The sequence below is a fragment of the Paraburkholderia sp. C35 genome (assembly GCF_003121405.1).
Taxonomy (GTDB): domain Bacteria; phylum Pseudomonadota; class Gammaproteobacteria; order Burkholderiales; family Burkholderiaceae; genus Paraburkholderia.
Genome location: NZ_QBUY01000106.1, coordinates 1 through 15,330, shown reverse-complemented (window position 1 = coordinate 15,330; position 15,330 = coordinate 1). Strand labels below are relative to the sequence as shown.

Here is a 15,330-nt window from a genome sequence, read left to right as displayed (position 1 = left end):
TGCACCGCCCATTACCGCCCACGACTTGATAAAGTCGCGTGAATCCCCTCGATTCATTCCCATCGCTATGGACACCCTGGTCAGCATGAAAGTCTTCCGCCACGTCGTCGAAGTCGGCAGCTTCGTCGGCGCGGCCGAGAAAATGGACATGTCGGCGGCAATGGCGAGCAAGCACGTGATGCATCTCGAACAGCAGCTCGGCGCACGGCTGCTGAACCGCACCACACGCCGCGTCGCACCAACGGAAGCAGGCCGCGAATACTACGAGCGCCTGAGCCAGGTGCTAGGCGAACTCGACGAAGCCGAGCAGGCCGTCGGCGCTGCGAGCATCGTGCCGCAAGGGCGCCTGCGCGTATCGACCTTGTCGGCATTCGGCCTGCGTCACGTAATGAGCGCCGTCGCCGATTACGCGACGCAGCATCCACAAGTCACCGTCGATATCACGCTGTCGGACCGTGTCGTCGAACTGATCGACGAGGGCTTCGATGTCGCGATCCGCGCGTCGCCGTCGGGACTCAAGTCGTCGTCGCTGATCGCGCGGCAGGTGGCGACCGCGCATCTGGTGCTGTGCGCGTCGCCGGAATATATCGAGCGTCATGGCGCGCCCAAAACCACCGCCGATCTCGCGCGGCACAACTTTATCCAGTATGCGGGCGTGTCGGCGCTCGAACTGGTCGCAGGCGCCAATGCCGAGAACGCGCGCGTCAAGCTGTCGGGCAATCTGATCGTCAACCATCTCGAAGCGCAGCGCGTGGTCGTGTTGCAGGGCGCGGCGCTCGCGCTGCTCGGCACGGAAGTGATCGGCGACGATCTCGCCGCCGGCCGTCTCGTGCCGCTGCTGGTCGACGAACTGCCGCCGCGCGAACTGCCCATTCACGTCGTCTACGCAAGCCGCCGCCATCTGTCGGCCAAGGTGCGCTCGTTCGTCGATTTCATCGCCGAGCGCTTTTCGAGCGAGACGCTGTGGCCGACGCTCGAGCAGATCAGGGCGCTCGCCACCCGATAAAACGCGTGACGCATAGCGCGCGGCGCGCATGCGCTGAACGCTGCACGGACGATCGGGTCGTATCGTTATACTGGTTGCAGCACCCGCAACGCAGATTCGAACGAACCTGACGATTCGATCCGGGGGAGACATGACTGATCTTTCCACGCCGCAGCGCATCGGCGACGACGTGCCCGCTTCCCAGGCTGCCACGCCGCGCGCGCCCGTCGAGCCCTCTTCGCGACGCCTGCGTTTCGTCACGGCCGCCGCGCTATTCGACGGCCACGACGCGTCGATCAACATCATGCGGCGCATCCTGCAGGCGAGCGGCGTCGAGGTGATTCATCTCGGCCACAACCGCTCGGTCGAAGAGGTGGCGACAGCCGCGTTGCACGAAGACGCGGACGGCGTCGCCGTGTCGAGCTATCAGGGCGGCCACGTCGAATATTTCCGTTATCTCGTCGATCTGCTGCGCGAGCGCGGCGGCCAACGGATCAAGGTATTCGGCGGCGGTGGCGGCGTGATCGTCCCGGACGAGATCGCTGCGTTGCAGCGCTATGGCGTCGAGCGCATCTACTCACCGCACGACGGCCAGCGGCTGGGGCTGCAAGGCATGATCGACGACATGATCGCGCGCTGTCGGGATGCCGCGCGAGTCGATGCGCAGCCTGCGCAACTGGCTCGCGAACTGAAAGCGGCCATGCACCGCGACCCGCATCCGGCGGCGCGTGTCGCCGCGTTCCGCAAGCTCGCGCAATTGATCACGTCGCTGGAAACAGGTGATGTCGATGCCGATACGCGCGCGGAACTCACGACCCACGCTGCGCAAACGCGCGTCCCTGTGCTTGGCATCACGGGAACCGGCGGCGCGGGCAAGTCCTCGCTGACCGATGAGCTGATCCGCCGTTTTCGCCTCGACTACGGCGACACGCTGACCATCGCCGTGCTCGCGATCGATCCGTCGCGCCGCAAGTCGGGCGGTGCGCTGCTCGGCGACCGTATCCGCATGAACGCAATCGGCGATTGGGGAAACGGCCCGCACGTGTTCATGCGCTCGCTGGCGACGCGCGATGCGTCGAGCGAAATCTCCGATGCGCTGCCCGATGCCATCGATACCTGCAAGATGGCAGGTTTCGATCTTATCGTGGTGGAGACGTCGGGCATCGGGCAGGGCGATGCGGCCATCGTGCCGCACGCCGATCAGTCGCTGTACGTGATGACGCCCGAGTTCGGCGCCGCGAGCCAGTTGGAGAAGATCGACATGCTCGACTTCGCCGATTTCGTCGCGATCAACAAGTTCGACCGCAAAGGTGCCGCCGATGCATTGCGCGACGTCGCCAAGCAGGTCCAGCGCAACCAGCAGAAGTTCGCCGCGAAGATCGATGCAATGCCGGTGTTCGGGTCGATTGCATCACGTTTCAATGATGACGGTGTCACGGCTGTGTACCAAAACATCGCGAAGGCTTTGCGCGAACACGGCTTGCGCGACAGCGACGGAAAGCTGCCTAAGATGGACGGTGTGCGCCATTCGACAGGCCGCAACGCGATCGTGCCGCCTGCGCGTGTGCGCTATCTGTCGGATGTCGCGCTGACGGTGCGCGCTTATCGCGAGCGGGCAGAGGCGCAATCGCAGCTTGCGCGCGAGCGCTGGCAACTTGTCGAAGCGCGCCGCATGCTGACCGAGACCGGCGACAACGCGCCGGACACGACGGCGATAGACAAACTCATCGGCACACGAACCTCGCAACTCGGCGAGCGCGAAAAGGCGTTGCTCGACGCGTGGCCGCAATCGGTGGCCGCGTATTCGGGCGAAGAACATGTCGTCAGGATCCGCGATAAGGAAATCCGCACCGCGCTCACCGTCGAAACGCTATCTGGCTCGAAGATTCGCAAAGTCGCGCTGCCCGCATTCACAGATCCCGGTGAGATCCTGCGCTGGCTGATGCTCGACAATTTGCCCGGCTATTTCCCGTTCACGGCGGGCGTGTTCCCGTTTCGCCGTGAGAACGAAGATCCGACCCGCATGTTCGCGGGCGAGGGCGATCCGTTTCGCACCAACCGGCGTTTCAAGCTGCTCTCCGAAGGCATGCCCGCCAAGCGTCTGTCGACGGCGTTCGACTCCGTCACGCTCTACGGCGAAGAGCCGCACGAACGGCCCGACATCTACGGCAAGGTGGGGAATTCCGGCGTGTCGGTAGCGACACTCGACGACATGAACGCGCTCTACGACGGCTTCGACCTGTGCTCGCCTGAAACGTCGGTGTCGATGACGATCAACGGACCGGCGCCGACCCTTCTCGCCATGTTCTTCAACGTGGCGATCGATCAGCAGATCGCCTCGGTACGCGCCAAAGCGCAGCAGGAAAACCGTGAGCCGTCGCAGCAGGAACTCGACGCCGCGCGCCGCTTCGCGCTCGAAAACGTGCGCGGCACCGTGCAGGCCGACATCCTGAAAGAAGATCAAGGTCAGAATACCTGCATCTTCTCGACGGAATTCAGCCTGAAGGTGATGGGCGACATCCAGACATATTTCGTCGAACATGGCGTGCGCAATTTCTATTCGGTGTCGATCTCCGGCTATCACATCGCGGAAGCGGGCGCGAACCCGATCTCGCAGCTCGCGTACACGCTGGCGAACGGCTTTACCTATGTCGAGGCGTATCTCGCGCGCGGCATGCCTATCGACGATTTCGCGCCGAACCTGTCGTTCTTCTTCTCGAACGGGATGGACCCGGAATACACGGTGCTCGGCCGTGTCGCGCGGCGTATCTGGGCGGTGGCGATGCGCGATCGTTACGGCGCGAACGAGCGCAGCCAGAAGCTGAAGTACCACGTGCAAACGTCGGGCCGCAGCCTGCATGCACAGGAAATCGACTTCAACGACATCCGCACGACCTTGCAGGCGCTGATCGCGATTTACGACAACTGCAATTCGCTGCACACCAACGCATTCGACGAAGCCATCACGACGCCGACGGAAGACTCCGTGCGCCGCGCGGTCGCGATCCAGCTGATCATCAATCGCGAGTGGGGCCTGGCGAAGAACCAGAATCCGAATCAGGGCAGTTTCGTCATCGACGAACTGACGGATCTCGTCGAAGCCGCCGTGCTCGCGGAGTTCGACCGGCTCACCGAGCGCGGCGGCGTGCTCGGCGCGATGGAAACCGGTTATCAGCGTGGCCGGATTCAGGACGAATCGATGCTGTACGAGCATCGCAAGCATGACGGCTCGTATCCGATAGTCGGCGTGAATACGTTCCTCGGCGCGCATGCGCACGACGCGCCGCCGCCGATTGCGCTCGCGCGTTCGACGGAAGACGAAAAGCAGGGGCAATTGAAGCGCTTGCGCGCGTTCCAGTCATCGCACGAAAGCGACGCGCCGGCGATGCTGGCGCGTCTGAAGCAGGCCGTTATCGACGATGAAAACGTCTTCGCCGTGTTGATGGATGCGGTGCGCGTCTGCTCGCTCGGTCAGATCACGCACGCGCTGTTCGAAGTGGGCGGTCAGTACCGGCGCAACATGTGACGCCGCGCGAAAACGAAAAAGCCGCGTCTAGCGAACGCGGCTTTTTTCTTGCCTGCCATGCCATCGAATCAGCGGCCGATACCCAGCCGTGTCTTCGCCGCCTGATACTCGTCCTTCAGACGTGCGACCAGTTCACCGACACTCGGCACGTCGTTCATCAAACCGACGCCCTGGCCTGCGCCCCAGATGTCTTTCCACGCCTTCGCCTTGTCGCTGCCGAAGTTCATCGCCGTCTTGTCCGACTCGGGCAGCGCGTCGGGATCGAGACCCGCGTTCACGATGCTTTCGCGGATGTAGTTGCCGTGCACGCCCGTGAACAGGTTCGTGTAGATGATGTCGGCGGAATTCGAGTTGATGATCGCCTGCTTGTAGCCTTCGACGGCATGCGCTTCCTTCGTCGCGATGAAGCGTGTGCCCATGTACGCGAGGTCGGCGCCCATTGCCTGCGCGGCGAGAATCGAGCCGCCGTTCGCAATCGATCCCGACAGCACGATCGGACCGTCGAACATGCGCCGCACTTCGCCGACCAGCGCGAACGGCGAGGTCGTGCCCGCATGGCCGCCCGCGCCCGCCGCGACGAGGATCAGGCCATCCACGCCCGCTTCCAGCGCCTTCTGCGCATGACGCATATTGATCACGTCGTGCAGCACGATGCCGCCGTAGCTGTGCACGGCATCGACGATTTCCTTCGCGGGCGCGCGCAGGCTCGTAATGAAAATCGGCACCTTGTGGTCGACGCACACCCGAATGTCGTGTTCGAGCCGCGCATTCGACTGATGCACGATCTGATTGACGGCGATCGGCCCGATGATGGCGGCCGGGTTCGCCGCCTTGTGCTCGGCGAGCGACGCCTGAATCTGCGTCAGCCATTCGTCGAGCAATTCGGCCGGGCGCGCGTTGAGCGCCGGAAACGACCCGACGATCCCCGCCTTGCATTGCGCAAGCACGAGTTCCGGGTAGCTGACGATGAACATCGGCGAGGCGACGACGGGCAGGGCAAGGTTTTGCAGGACGGCGGGCAAGGCCATGGTGCGAGTCTCCATTCGACATGCCGGTGCATCCATGCCCGGCGATATGAGTGTAGCGGCTGCTGTCCGCGTGTCCGTTTCAAACAGCCGTTGAAATACAAATTTAAGAACGATCGTTCGATTATAGGGCACTCTGCGTCGTGTTGCTCGTCCGATGCGGTTCGAAGGAGAGTTCAGGTTCTATGAAAGCGTGGGTTATCCCACTCGCAGCGTCACAGCCGCCTTCTACAATGCCCAGACTTACAACGACAACGAGATCCGACATGCCCTTCGCGGACTTCACACCTTTTCGGGTCACGGCCGGCGACGTCGATATTCACGGAGTCAAAGGCGGAAGCGGCCCGCCTTTGCTGCTGCTGCACGGTCATCCCCAGAGCCATCTGATCTGGCATCGCTGCGCGGCGCAGCTGGCCGAGCATTTCACGGTGATCGCCACCGATCTGCGCGGCTACGGCGCGTCAGGCAAACCGCCGAGCGATGAAACGCACGCGCCGTATTCGAAACGCGCGATGGCCGCCGATCAGGTCGCCGTGATGCGTCACTTCGGCCACGAGCGCTTTCTGGTTTGCGCGCACGATCGCGGCGCACGCGTCGCGCACCGGATGGCGCTCGACTTCCCGGACGCCGTCGAACGTCTGATGCTGCTCGACATCGCGCCGACGCTCGCGATGTACGAAGCCACCGACCGCACCTTCGCCACGCTCTATTTCCACTGGTTCTTCCTGATCCAGCCGGAGCCGCTGCCGGAGACGCTGATCGAAGGCAATCCCGATGTCTACGTCGATCGCGTGATGGGCAGTCGTCACGCGGGCCTCGCGCCGTTCGCGCCTGAAGTGCTGGCCGAGTATCGCAAGGCGCTGCGGCAGCCGGGCGCCGTGCATGCAATGTGCGAGGACTATCGCGCGTCGGCGACCATCGATCTCGAACACGATCGCGCGGATATCGAGCGCGGACACAAGATCGCCTGTCCGTTACGCGTGCTGTGGGGCGCGGAAGGCGTGGTCGAAAAATGCTTCGAGCCCGTTGCCGAATGGCGCAAGGTCGCGCGCGACGTCAGCGGCAGATCGCTGTCGTGCGGCCACTATATTCCCGAGGAAGCGCCCGCTGAACTGGTCGCGGAAATGCTGTCGTTCTTCGAAGCCGTCGAGCTTTGATTTTCTCGCGCGCCTGCTGCCGTTCGTCGATTCAGACGAGCGGCGGCAAGCGCCGCTGCACCGGCGTCGACTTGACGATCGCCGTACTCGTTTCCGCACGCTCGGTCACTTTCGACAGAATCTCGTCGAGTTGATCGATCGAGCGCAGATACAGGCGACAGATAAAGCAATCGTCGCCCGTCACCTTGTCGCATTCGACGAACTCAGGAATGCGGCGAATCACCTCTTCCACCAGATGCAACTGTCCGGGCAGCGGCTTCACGCGCACGATGGCCTGCAGCGTGTAGCCGAGCGCGCGCGGATCGATCTGCACCGTGAAGCGCTCGATCACGCCTTGCGTCTCCAGGCGCCGCAAGCGGTCTGCCGTCGCGGGCGCCGACAGGCCGACGTTGCGCGCGAGTTCGCTGACAGGCTGGCGGGCATCGTCGGCGAGGTTGGCCAGCAACACGCGGTCGGTATCGTCGAGTGTTGTGGGCGCAGGCTTTGTATCGGAATTAAGGCGTTTCGTCATGATGGCCTTCGCATCCAAGGTGGATTCGGTCGTTTGCCTGATTTTAGATATGTATCGGCTGCGGCGGATTAATTACACTCTTCGCAAGATGTGATTCTTCTGGAGCGTGGCAGATGGCAGCAAATAACGAAGTGCGGCGCGGGGCGTTCGAGATGACGCTCGCGATGCTGATGTCGGGAACGATAGGCTGGCTGGTCGTTTCGTCGCAGCAATCGGCGTTGAATGTCGCGTTCTTCCGCTGCCTGTTCGGCGGCGCGACGTTGCTGCTGATCTGCGCCGTGCTCGGTCTGCTCAAACGCAAGCTGTTCTCGTGGAAGATGATCGCGCTCGCGACGCTGAGCAGCGCGGCCATCGTCGTGAACTGGGTGTTGCTGTTCGCCGCTTATTCGCGCGCGTCGATCTCGATGGCGACCACGGTCTACAGCACGCAGCCTTTCATGCTGGTCGCGCTCGGCGCACTGGTGTTCCGCGAGCGCGTGACGGCCTCGACGGTCGCGTGGCTGCTGATTGCGTTCGTCGGACTGGTGTTCGTGGTGAAGGTCGAACCGGCGGTGCTGGCGGTGCCGGGGCAGTATCTGCAGGGCGTCGCGTATGCCGTTGGCGCGGCATTCCTGTACGCCGTTTCGTCGATCATCACCAAGCACCTGAAGAACACCCCGCCGCATCTGATCGCGCTGATCACCGTGGCGACGGGCGTCGCCGTGCTCGCGCCGTTCGTGCAATACGACGCGTTGCCGTCCACGGGCATGCACTGGCTGCAACTCGTCACGCTCGGTGTCGTGAATACCGGGATCATGTACGTGCTGCTGTATGGAGCGATCCAGAAACTGCCGACGGCGATGACAGGCGCGCTGTCGTTCATCTATCCCGTGGTGGCGATCGTGGTCGACCGGATCGCGTTTGGGCAGAAGCTCGCGTGGATTCAGGTGCTCGGCGCGGTGCTGATCCTGCTCGCGGCAGCGGGCGTGAACCTGGGCTGGCGCATCGTGCCGTCGCGACGCTATTCGATATGACGGTACTTCATACCGATAGTATGGAATCCGAATAAGGCGTCAGGGCTGGCGTTACGAATCTGTAGGGAAATCACCGATGCGTTCGAAAGCTACGCAACGGTATCATTTAATCGACGCTGATCACGTCAACAGTAATTGTGCCGCTCGAACCGAAAGCCGAGCGGCTTTCTTTTTTTGGGCGCCGTTTCACACGTCAATCACCGCGCGCACTGATCTGCGTGCCGTCGAACTGCAACGGCCCGTTCTGCGCCGCCAATCCTTCGATCAATCCACGCAGCAGCGCAGGCCACGCACTACGCGGTTCGAGCATCGTCGCGGCAGCCCGCATCACGCTCGCTTCATCGAGCTGGCGTAGCAGGGCGTCGAACGACATGGTCCGCACGTCGAGCAGTTTGAACACGATCAACACCTTCAGCGCGTTCTTCGCGTTACGCGTGGGATCGGCGCGCAGCCATGCGACGCGCGACAACGCGCGATCGAGCGCTGCGCTCGCATCCGAAAACGGTGCGCCGTGACCGGGAATCACGGTCTGCACGTCGAGCGTGCCGATCAGTTCGAGCACTGCCTGCTGCTCGGCAAATCCGCTTTCACCTTCCAGTTCCGGAAAAATCACACCGAAGCCGTTTTCCCACAATGCGTCGGCGCTGATCAGCAGGCGTTGTTCCGCGCAATAGAGCATCAGCGAATGCGGGTCGTGACCGGGTGCGCCAAGCACTTCCCAGTCGAGCGCACCCAGCGACAGGCGCATGCCGGGTGAAATCGTTTCCGAAAATGCGAAACGTTCGCAGAACTGGCCCGTCGCCCGAAAGGTTAGGCGAGCTTCGTCCCATTCGCTTACCGCTTCGGCTTCTGTCGATGGAATCAGCGTGCGGCACGGCCAGGTTGCCTGCAGTTGCGCGTTGCCGCCGCAGTGATCCGAATGCAGATGCGTGTTGACGATCAGATCGAGCGGCCGCGCACCGAGCGCGTGTCTGACGAGCGCCACCGTCTGTGCCGCATGCGACGCGTAGCCGGTATCGACGAGCGCCGCGCGGGCATCGTCGACGAGCAGCACGTTATTCGACGATAGCCAGCCGCGTTCGAACACGCGTATGGACGGCGGCAGCGCGATCATGCGTCGCCTTCCTGTGCGGCGGGTTTGGGCATCACGAGTATCGTCGATTTGCCGAGCAGAATCGTTTCACCGCGCTGATTGACGACGCTGCCTTCGAGCTGTGTCAGATCGCCGTTGAGGCTGGCTTTCCAGAACGCACCGACGACGCGCCATGTCATCGTCAACGTGTCACCGCTGTGCACGGCTTTCTTCAGCTTGATGTCGAATTCGAGGCCGAGCGGCTGCGCGTACGTCGAATAGTGCGTCGCGAGCAGTGCCATGAAATGCGCGGTCGGTTGCGTACCGGACGCGATCAGGCCGCCAAAGCGGCTTTGCGCGGCATATGCGTCGTCGTGATGCAGCGGGTTGAGATCGTTGACGAGCGTCGCGAACGATTTGATCGACTCTGCTGGAAGGTGCAGCGTCGTGCTGAACGTCTCGCCGACCGTTACCACGCGCGGCGGCGTGTTCATGATTTCGCTCCGCGTTCGCGCTGTTGTTGCGCCATGAAATCGGCGTGACGTCGTTCGATTTCATCCCACACCGCGCGCTTCGCTGCATCGTCGAACGACGACCACATCGCAATTTCGTCGATGGTGCGCAGGCAGCCCTCGCAGAGCGCCGTGGACGGGTTCATCCTGCAAATGTTGATGCACGGCGAAGGAACAGGCGCAACGGATTGCGCCTTGTCCTGAACGCGGGCGGCGTCGGTTGTCATGCCGTCTCGCGCAATGCGACGTCCACGACGGGTGCGCCCGTCAGCGTGGCGAGTTCCTGTGGCGTGAGATTGAACACGGCATGGGGATGACCGGCCGCAGCCCACAGAGTGTCGAGCGTGAACAGGTCGGCGTCGATCAGCGTAACGGGCGGCGTCGCGTGGCCGATGGGGCACACGCCGCCAATCGCATAACCCGTTTTTTCACGCACGAATTTCGCGTCGGCGCGTGCGATGTCGCCCACCTGCGCTGCGACCTTTTTCTCATCGACGCGATTCGCGCCGCTCGCGACGATCAGCACGGGTGCATCGTCTTCGCGGCGGCGAAACAGGATCGATTTGGCAATCTGCGCAATCGAGCAGCCGAGACCAGCGGCTGCTTCCGCCGAGGTCTTGCCCGTTTCCGGCAGCATCACGACTTGCCCGGCGTGGCCGCGCTCGCGCAGCAGAAGCGCGACGCGGCGCGCGGATTCAGGCAGATCGTCCAGACTCGGCGTATGTGCCGTTGCGTTATCCGACATGGGGTGTGTTCCTGTGAGGGTCATACGCAGGTGGTCTTTTCGCTGCGCGCTTTGGCGAGCAGCGCTTTGCCTGCGCGCGATACATTGGGTTTGCCAATCGACGTGGAAATGAAATCGCCGATCTCGACGACTTGCGCGAGGTCGATGCCCGTTTCGATGCCGAGTCCGTTCATCAGATACAGCACGTCTTCCGTGGCGACGTTGCCCGTTGCGCCTTTCGCGTACGGACAGCCGCCGAGTCCTGCAACCGACGCATGAAAGATCGAGATGCCTTCCTCCAGCGCAGCGTAGATGTTCGCCAGCGCCTGTCCGTAGGTGTCGTGGAAATGCCCGGACAGGCGCTCGCGCGGGAAGACCTGCGTGACGGCGGCGAAGACTTCGCGCGTGCGCTTCGGCGTGCCGACGCCGATCGTATCGGCGATATCGATCTCATCGCAGCCGAGCGCCGCGAAGCGCTCGACCACATCGACCACCGACGACACGGGCACCTCGCCCTGATACGGGCAGCCGAGCGAGCACGACACGCTGCCGCGCACGCGGATGCCTTGTGCTTTCGCGGCTTGCGCGACGGGCACGAAGCGCTCGATGCTTTCCGCGATGCTGCAATTGATGTTCTTCTGCGAGAACGCTTCGCTGGCCGCGCCGAAGATCACGATCTCGTCGGCGCGTGCGGCAATCGCGCCTTCCAGGCCGCGCATGTTCGGCGTCAACACCGAGTAGATCGTGCCCGCGCGACGCTCGATGCCGGCCATCACGTCGGTGCCGTCGGCCATTTGCGGCACCCATTTGGGCGACACGAACGACGCCGCTTCGACATTCCTGAACCCCGCCGCCGACAGGCGATTGATCAACTCGATCTTGACCTGGGTTGCGACGAATTCCTTTTCGTTCTGCAGTCCGTCGCGCGGACCGACTTCAACGATCTTGACTGCTTGCGGCATTGCCATGTTTGTCTCCAGTCCCATGCATCATGGGCGCCATACGCTGCGAGTCCACCTCGCACGCGGGGCGCGCATGTTGTTGTGTTGCGGCCGCCGCTAGACGCGGCCTCGCATCTTTATCCCGACGATAACGCGCTCAATAGCCACGCGCGATATCGACGATTCCACCAATCTGCTCGCCCCGCATCAACGCACCGATCTTCTGCGCGATCTGCACGACGCTTTCCTCGCGCAACGTCAGCGCCGAGATATGCGGCGTGATCGAGATGCGCGGGTGCTGCCAGAACGGATGCTGCGGCGGCAACGGCTCCTCGACGAATACATCGAGCGTGGCCGCGGCGATCTGACCTTGTGCCAGTGCGTCGAGCAGATCCTGTTCGACGAGATGCGCGCCGCGCGCGATATTGACCAGATACGCGCCGCGCGCCAGTTTCGACAGGTTGCGAGTGTTCAGCACGCCATGTGTGTCGGGCGTGTGCGGCAGCAGATTGACGAGCACCTTCACGCCGTCGAGGAACGCGTCGAACTGCGCTTCGCCCGCAAAAGTCGCGACGCCTTCGATCTCGCGCGCACTGCGGCTGAAACCGCGTACCGGAAAGCCGGCTGCCGCGAGCGTCGTCGACACATGCGAGCCGAGCAGGCCAAGACCGAGCACGCCGACCGTGAACGTGTCGCGCGCGTGCGGTTCGAGAACATGCCAGCGTTGCTCCGACTGCAACCGGTCGTACTCGTCGAAACGGCGCATGTAGCGCAACACCGCGTGCATCACGTATTCGGCCATCTGCTGCGCCATGCCCGTGTCTTCGAGCCGCACGAGTTGCGCGTTGCGCGGCAGCGTGCCGGGATGTTCGCGCTCGAGCTTCAGGATCGCATCGACGCCTGCACCGAGGTTGAAGATCGCGCGCAGGTCGTCGCGGCCGGCGAGCATCTCGCGCGGCGGCTTCCAGACGATGGCGACGTCGGCGGGTGCGTTGTCGCCCGCTCGCCATTCGCGTAGCTCGACGCCGGGCAGCGCGCGAGTGAAGTCGCGCAGCCAGGAGTCGGCTTCGGATTGCGGTGTATAGAACAGGACTTTCATGCGTGGCCGATTGAACGTTGCCGTCACCCGGGCGGGCGGCTTTTATGGATAGGCTTCATTCTACTTTTTCGCCGGAGTTCGCGTGCGTTTCGGCGGACGTGACGGAGGACGCGCCGATGCACGCGGCGGCACGACCATATGCAAAGCACGAAAAATTGGTTCGAGCGATGCCTCGCCCACGCGACAATGATTTCCAGATTCCCGCTATGAGGAAAGAATCATGTTTTCGTGCACCCGATCGATCTGGCCGCCGCGGCTCGTGACCGTGCCGGGCCTGCACGGCAGCGAAGGCGCGCACTGGCAAAGCTGGCTGGAGCGGCAGTTTCCACGCTCGCTGCGGGTCGAGCAGGCAGATTGGGAAGCGCCGGATCTCGGCCGCTGGGCGCAATCGGTGCGAGAACTGCTCGCGAAGGAGCGCGGCCCATTCGTGCTCGCTGCGCATAGCTTCGGATGTCTCGCGACTGCGCACGCATTGCAGCAAGGCGTGCCTGTCGCCGATGTAGCCGATATTGCCGGCGTGCTGTTCGTCGCACCGGCAAGCCCGAAGAAGTTCGAGTTCGCGGGTGCTTTCGACGCACGCCGCCTCGGGGTGCCTTCCATCCTGATCGGCAGCGAGACCGACCCGTGGATGGCACTTGCCGATGCACGTGCGCTTGCAACCCATCTGGGCAGCGCCTTCGTCAATCTGGGTGATGCTGGCCATATCAATACCGCGGCGGGCTTCGGACCGTGGCCGCGCGCGAAGTATTTCGTCGACACGCTCGCGCATTGCGCCGCGCCGCTGCGATTCCAGCATGAAGACGAGGAAGGGGTGACGCAGGTGTTCAGCTAGGCACCGTGTCAGATCCAGTGGAAGCCCTTCGCCATCAGACCGGCGAGCGCAAAGTTCGCCGCCCACAAGAGGCGGAATTCGATACGCATGCTGCTTTCCAGCGCACTGAAACGCTGGTCGACATAGTTTTTTAATTCACGCATTTCGCGTTTAAGTTCTTCGAGATCCTGAAGAATATGTTCAATCGTGGTTTCAGTTCGGGTCATGCGTGCCTCCATATTGCGACCACCGTGAATCAACCGAAGCGTGTGAGAACGACGCTTCAAAAGCGACTTATCTAACGTTTCCATAGACACAATCCTAAGCAAATTCTCTCTTAAGCGGAGTTCTGTTTGATCAGAAACCCGACGGAAGAACAACGCCAAATCACGCTCGCTCGCGACAATCCGCGCTTCTGAATCAACGTGACGAACTGATCGTACGCGTGACCGAAATGTCCGGAAACCTGGCAGGAAGATATAGGCCGATTCCTCAGTGTTTCCCGTAAGCATGCGAATCGATCCGCTAGAATCGCTGATCCAGCCGCAGCAGGACGGCGACATGCTTCATCATTCACAAGTGGGGAAAAGATGGCACGCAGAGGAGATCAAACGCGCCGGCTCGCAGCCGGCTTCACGGCATTGACACTTTCGTTCGGCGTCGCGCAGAGCGCGCACGCGGACGCATCGCTGCTCAATGTGTCGTACGACGTGACGCGCGAACTCTACAAGGACATCAACCCCGGATTCATCGCGGCGTACAAGCAGAAGAGCGGTGAGACGGTGCAGGTCAAGCAGTCGCACGGTGCGTCGAGCGCGCAGGCGCTGTCGGTGCTGCAGGGCTTGCAGGCCGACGTCGTGACGATGAACCAGCCGAACGACATCGATCTGCTCGCCGAGCGCGGGCAACTGGTGCCTGCCAACTGGCGTGCGCGCCTGCCCAACAACAGCGCGCCGTACACCACGACGATGGTGTTTCTCGTGCGCAAGGGCAATCCGAAGCACATCAAGGACTGGGACGATCTGACGAAGCCTGGCGTGCAGGTCGTGATTCCGAATCCGAAGACGGCGGGCAATGGCCGCTATACGTACCTTGCCGCATGGGGCTACAAGAAGCAGAACGGCGCAACGGATGCTCAGGCGCTCGACTTCGAAAAGGCGATTTTCCGCAACGTCCCCGTGCTCGACACGGGCGGGCGCGGTGCGACGACGACGTTCACGCAGCGCGGCATCGGCGATGTGCTGGTGACATTCGAAAACGAAGTGTCGCTGATCGACACGGGTGTGGGAGCGGGAAGTTTCGAGGCGGTGTATCCGTCGATGAGCATTCTGGCCGAGCCGCCTGTGACGATCGTCGACAAGGTCGTCGATAAGCGCGGTACGCGCAAGGAAGCGCAGGCTTATCTGGATTATCTGTATTCACCGGCGGCGCAGGAGATCATCGCGCAGCATCATCTGCGTCCGCGAGATCCCGCTGTGCTGGCGAAGCATGCCAGTGAGTTCAAGCCGCTGAAGACTTTTACTGTCGAGCAGGTGTTTGGTAGCTGGCAGAAGGCGCAGCAGACGCATTTCGCCGATGGCGGGACGTTTGATCAGATTATTGTAGATAGGAAGTAGTGGTTGTGGTGTGGTGTTTGCTTTTGCTCGCGCTGGCGTCCGCATTTTGTTATCGGTCTGCATGCGTTGCCCCTGTGCGGGGCGGCACCTACTTTTCTTTGCCGCGGCAAAGAAAAGTAGGCAAAAGAAAGCCGCTGAACACCACGCACTCCGGTCATTGCCTGCGGGCCCCCAGCCGGTCCTATCCTTCACACGGCATCACTCTTCTTGACGCCCGCTGCCAGCGCTCTTTAAGAGCGCATCACCCTCTTCAAGCACCCGCGTCTCAGCGAGCCTTTCCAGTTCGGCCCAGGCCGCCCAGGTGGCAAACGGTGTGTCGGCTGTCGCGCCTTATGCGC

Annotated in this window: 15 protein-coding genes; 6 read left to right on the top strand and 9 right to left on the bottom strand. The window is 62.5% G+C overall.

Features of this window, described 5'->3' with window-relative positions:
• Nucleotides 1-67 precede the first annotated feature (67 nt).
• Both DK391_RS36385 and icmF read left to right on the top strand, forming a co-directional pair.
• Complete coding sequence (locus DK391_RS36385) at nucleotides 68-1,006, top strand: LysR family transcriptional regulator (protein WP_109482843.1); 939 nt, start codon at nucleotides 68-70, stop codon at nucleotides 1,004-1,006.
• A 130-nt stretch (nucleotides 1,007-1,136) separates the two neighbouring features.
• Nucleotides 1,137-4,511, top strand: coding sequence for a fused isobutyryl-CoA mutase/GTPase IcmF (gene icmF, locus DK391_RS36380; RefSeq protein ID WP_109482842.1), 3,375 nt, complete (start codon nucleotides 1,137-1,139; stop codon nucleotides 4,509-4,511).
• A gap of 68 nt (nucleotides 4,512-4,579) precedes the next feature.
• On the opposite strand, the gene DK391_RS36375 is transcribed toward icmF, so the two are convergent.
• Complete coding sequence (locus DK391_RS36375; protein ID WP_109482841.1) at nucleotides 4,580-5,539, bottom strand: nitronate monooxygenase family protein; 960 nt, start codon at nucleotides 5,537-5,539, stop codon at nucleotides 4,580-4,582.
• 263 nt (nucleotides 5,540-5,802) lie between these two features.
• Here DK391_RS36375 and DK391_RS36370 point away from each other — a divergent pair, with 263 nt between their 5' ends.
• The gene (locus DK391_RS36370; RefSeq protein WP_109482840.1) at nucleotides 5,803-6,693 is read left to right on the top strand and encodes an alpha/beta hydrolase; all 891 of its coding nucleotides are present in this window, start codon (nucleotides 5,803-5,805) and stop codon (nucleotides 6,691-6,693) included.
• A 31-nt stretch (nucleotides 6,694-6,724) separates the two neighbouring features.
• On the opposite strand, the gene DK391_RS36365 is transcribed toward DK391_RS36370, so the two are convergent.
• Nucleotides 6,725-7,204: an Lrp/AsnC family transcriptional regulator gene (locus DK391_RS36365; protein WP_109482858.1), complete on the bottom strand. Its 480-nt coding sequence runs from the start codon at nucleotides 7,202-7,204 to the stop codon at nucleotides 6,725-6,727.
• A 113-nt stretch (nucleotides 7,205-7,317) separates the two neighbouring features.
• Between DK391_RS36365 and DK391_RS36360 the strand changes: the two genes are divergently transcribed.
• Nucleotides 7,318-8,217 carry a DMT family transporter gene (locus tag DK391_RS36360; RefSeq protein ID WP_109482839.1) on the top strand — a complete coding sequence of 300 codons (900 nt, stop codon included), beginning with the start codon at nucleotides 7,318-7,320 and terminating at the stop codon, nucleotides 8,215-8,217.
• A gap of 193 nt (nucleotides 8,218-8,410) precedes the next feature.
• Here DK391_RS36360 and DK391_RS36355 read toward each other — a convergent pair whose 3' ends face one another.
• The 6 genes from DK391_RS36355 to DK391_RS36330 all read right to left on the bottom strand — a co-directional run bounded on the left by DK391_RS36355 (nucleotide 8,411) and on the right by DK391_RS36330 (nucleotide 12,565).
• On the bottom strand, nucleotides 8,411-9,331 hold the full coding sequence (locus tag DK391_RS36355) for an MBL fold metallo-hydrolase (RefSeq protein WP_109482838.1): 921 nt from the start codon (nucleotides 9,329-9,331) through the stop codon (nucleotides 8,411-8,413).
• Entirely contained in the window at nucleotides 9,328-9,783 is a 456-nt protein-coding gene (locus DK391_RS36350; RefSeq protein ID WP_109482837.1) for a MaoC family dehydratase, read from the bottom strand. The genes DK391_RS36355 and DK391_RS36350 overlap by 4 nt, the downstream gene beginning before the upstream one ends.
• Entirely contained in the window at nucleotides 9,780-10,028 is a 249-nt protein-coding gene (locus DK391_RS36345) for a DUF1289 domain-containing protein (protein ID WP_109482836.1), read from the bottom strand. The genes DK391_RS36350 and DK391_RS36345 overlap by 4 nt, the downstream gene beginning before the upstream one ends.
• A complete protein-coding gene (locus DK391_RS36340; RefSeq protein ID WP_109482835.1) occupies nucleotides 10,025-10,546 on the bottom strand; it encodes a YbaK/EbsC family protein in 522 nt (173 codons plus the stop codon). Before DK391_RS36340 ends, DK391_RS36345 begins: the two co-directional genes overlap by 4 nt.
• Nucleotides 10,547-10,566: 20 nt before the next feature.
• Nucleotides 10,567-11,493: a hydroxymethylglutaryl-CoA lyase gene (locus DK391_RS36335; protein WP_109482834.1), complete on the bottom strand. Its 927-nt coding sequence runs from the start codon at nucleotides 11,491-11,493 to the stop codon at nucleotides 10,567-10,569.
• Between the two features lie 130 nt (nucleotides 11,494-11,623).
• The gene (locus DK391_RS36330; RefSeq protein ID WP_109482857.1) at nucleotides 11,624-12,565 is read right to left on the bottom strand and encodes a glyoxylate/hydroxypyruvate reductase A; all 942 of its coding nucleotides are present in this window, start codon (nucleotides 12,563-12,565) and stop codon (nucleotides 11,624-11,626) included.
• Between the two features lie 220 nt (nucleotides 12,566-12,785).
• Here DK391_RS36330 and DK391_RS36325 point away from each other — a divergent pair, with 220 nt between their 5' ends.
• Entirely contained in the window at nucleotides 12,786-13,397 is a 612-nt protein-coding gene (locus DK391_RS36325) for an alpha/beta hydrolase (protein ID WP_109482833.1), read from the top strand.
• 8 nt (nucleotides 13,398-13,405) lie between these two features.
• On the opposite strand, the gene DK391_RS36320 is transcribed toward DK391_RS36325, so the two are convergent.
• Nucleotides 13,406-13,687, bottom strand: coding sequence for a hypothetical protein (locus DK391_RS36320; protein ID WP_109482832.1), 282 nt, complete (start codon nucleotides 13,685-13,687; stop codon nucleotides 13,406-13,408).
• A 279-nt stretch (nucleotides 13,688-13,966) separates the two neighbouring features.
• Here DK391_RS36320 and DK391_RS36315 point away from each other — a divergent pair, with 279 nt between their 5' ends.
• Nucleotides 13,967-14,992: a sulfate ABC transporter substrate-binding protein gene (locus DK391_RS36315; RefSeq protein WP_109482831.1), complete on the top strand. Its 1,026-nt coding sequence runs from the start codon at nucleotides 13,967-13,969 to the stop codon at nucleotides 14,990-14,992.
• Nucleotides 14,993-15,330 lie beyond the last annotated feature (338 nt).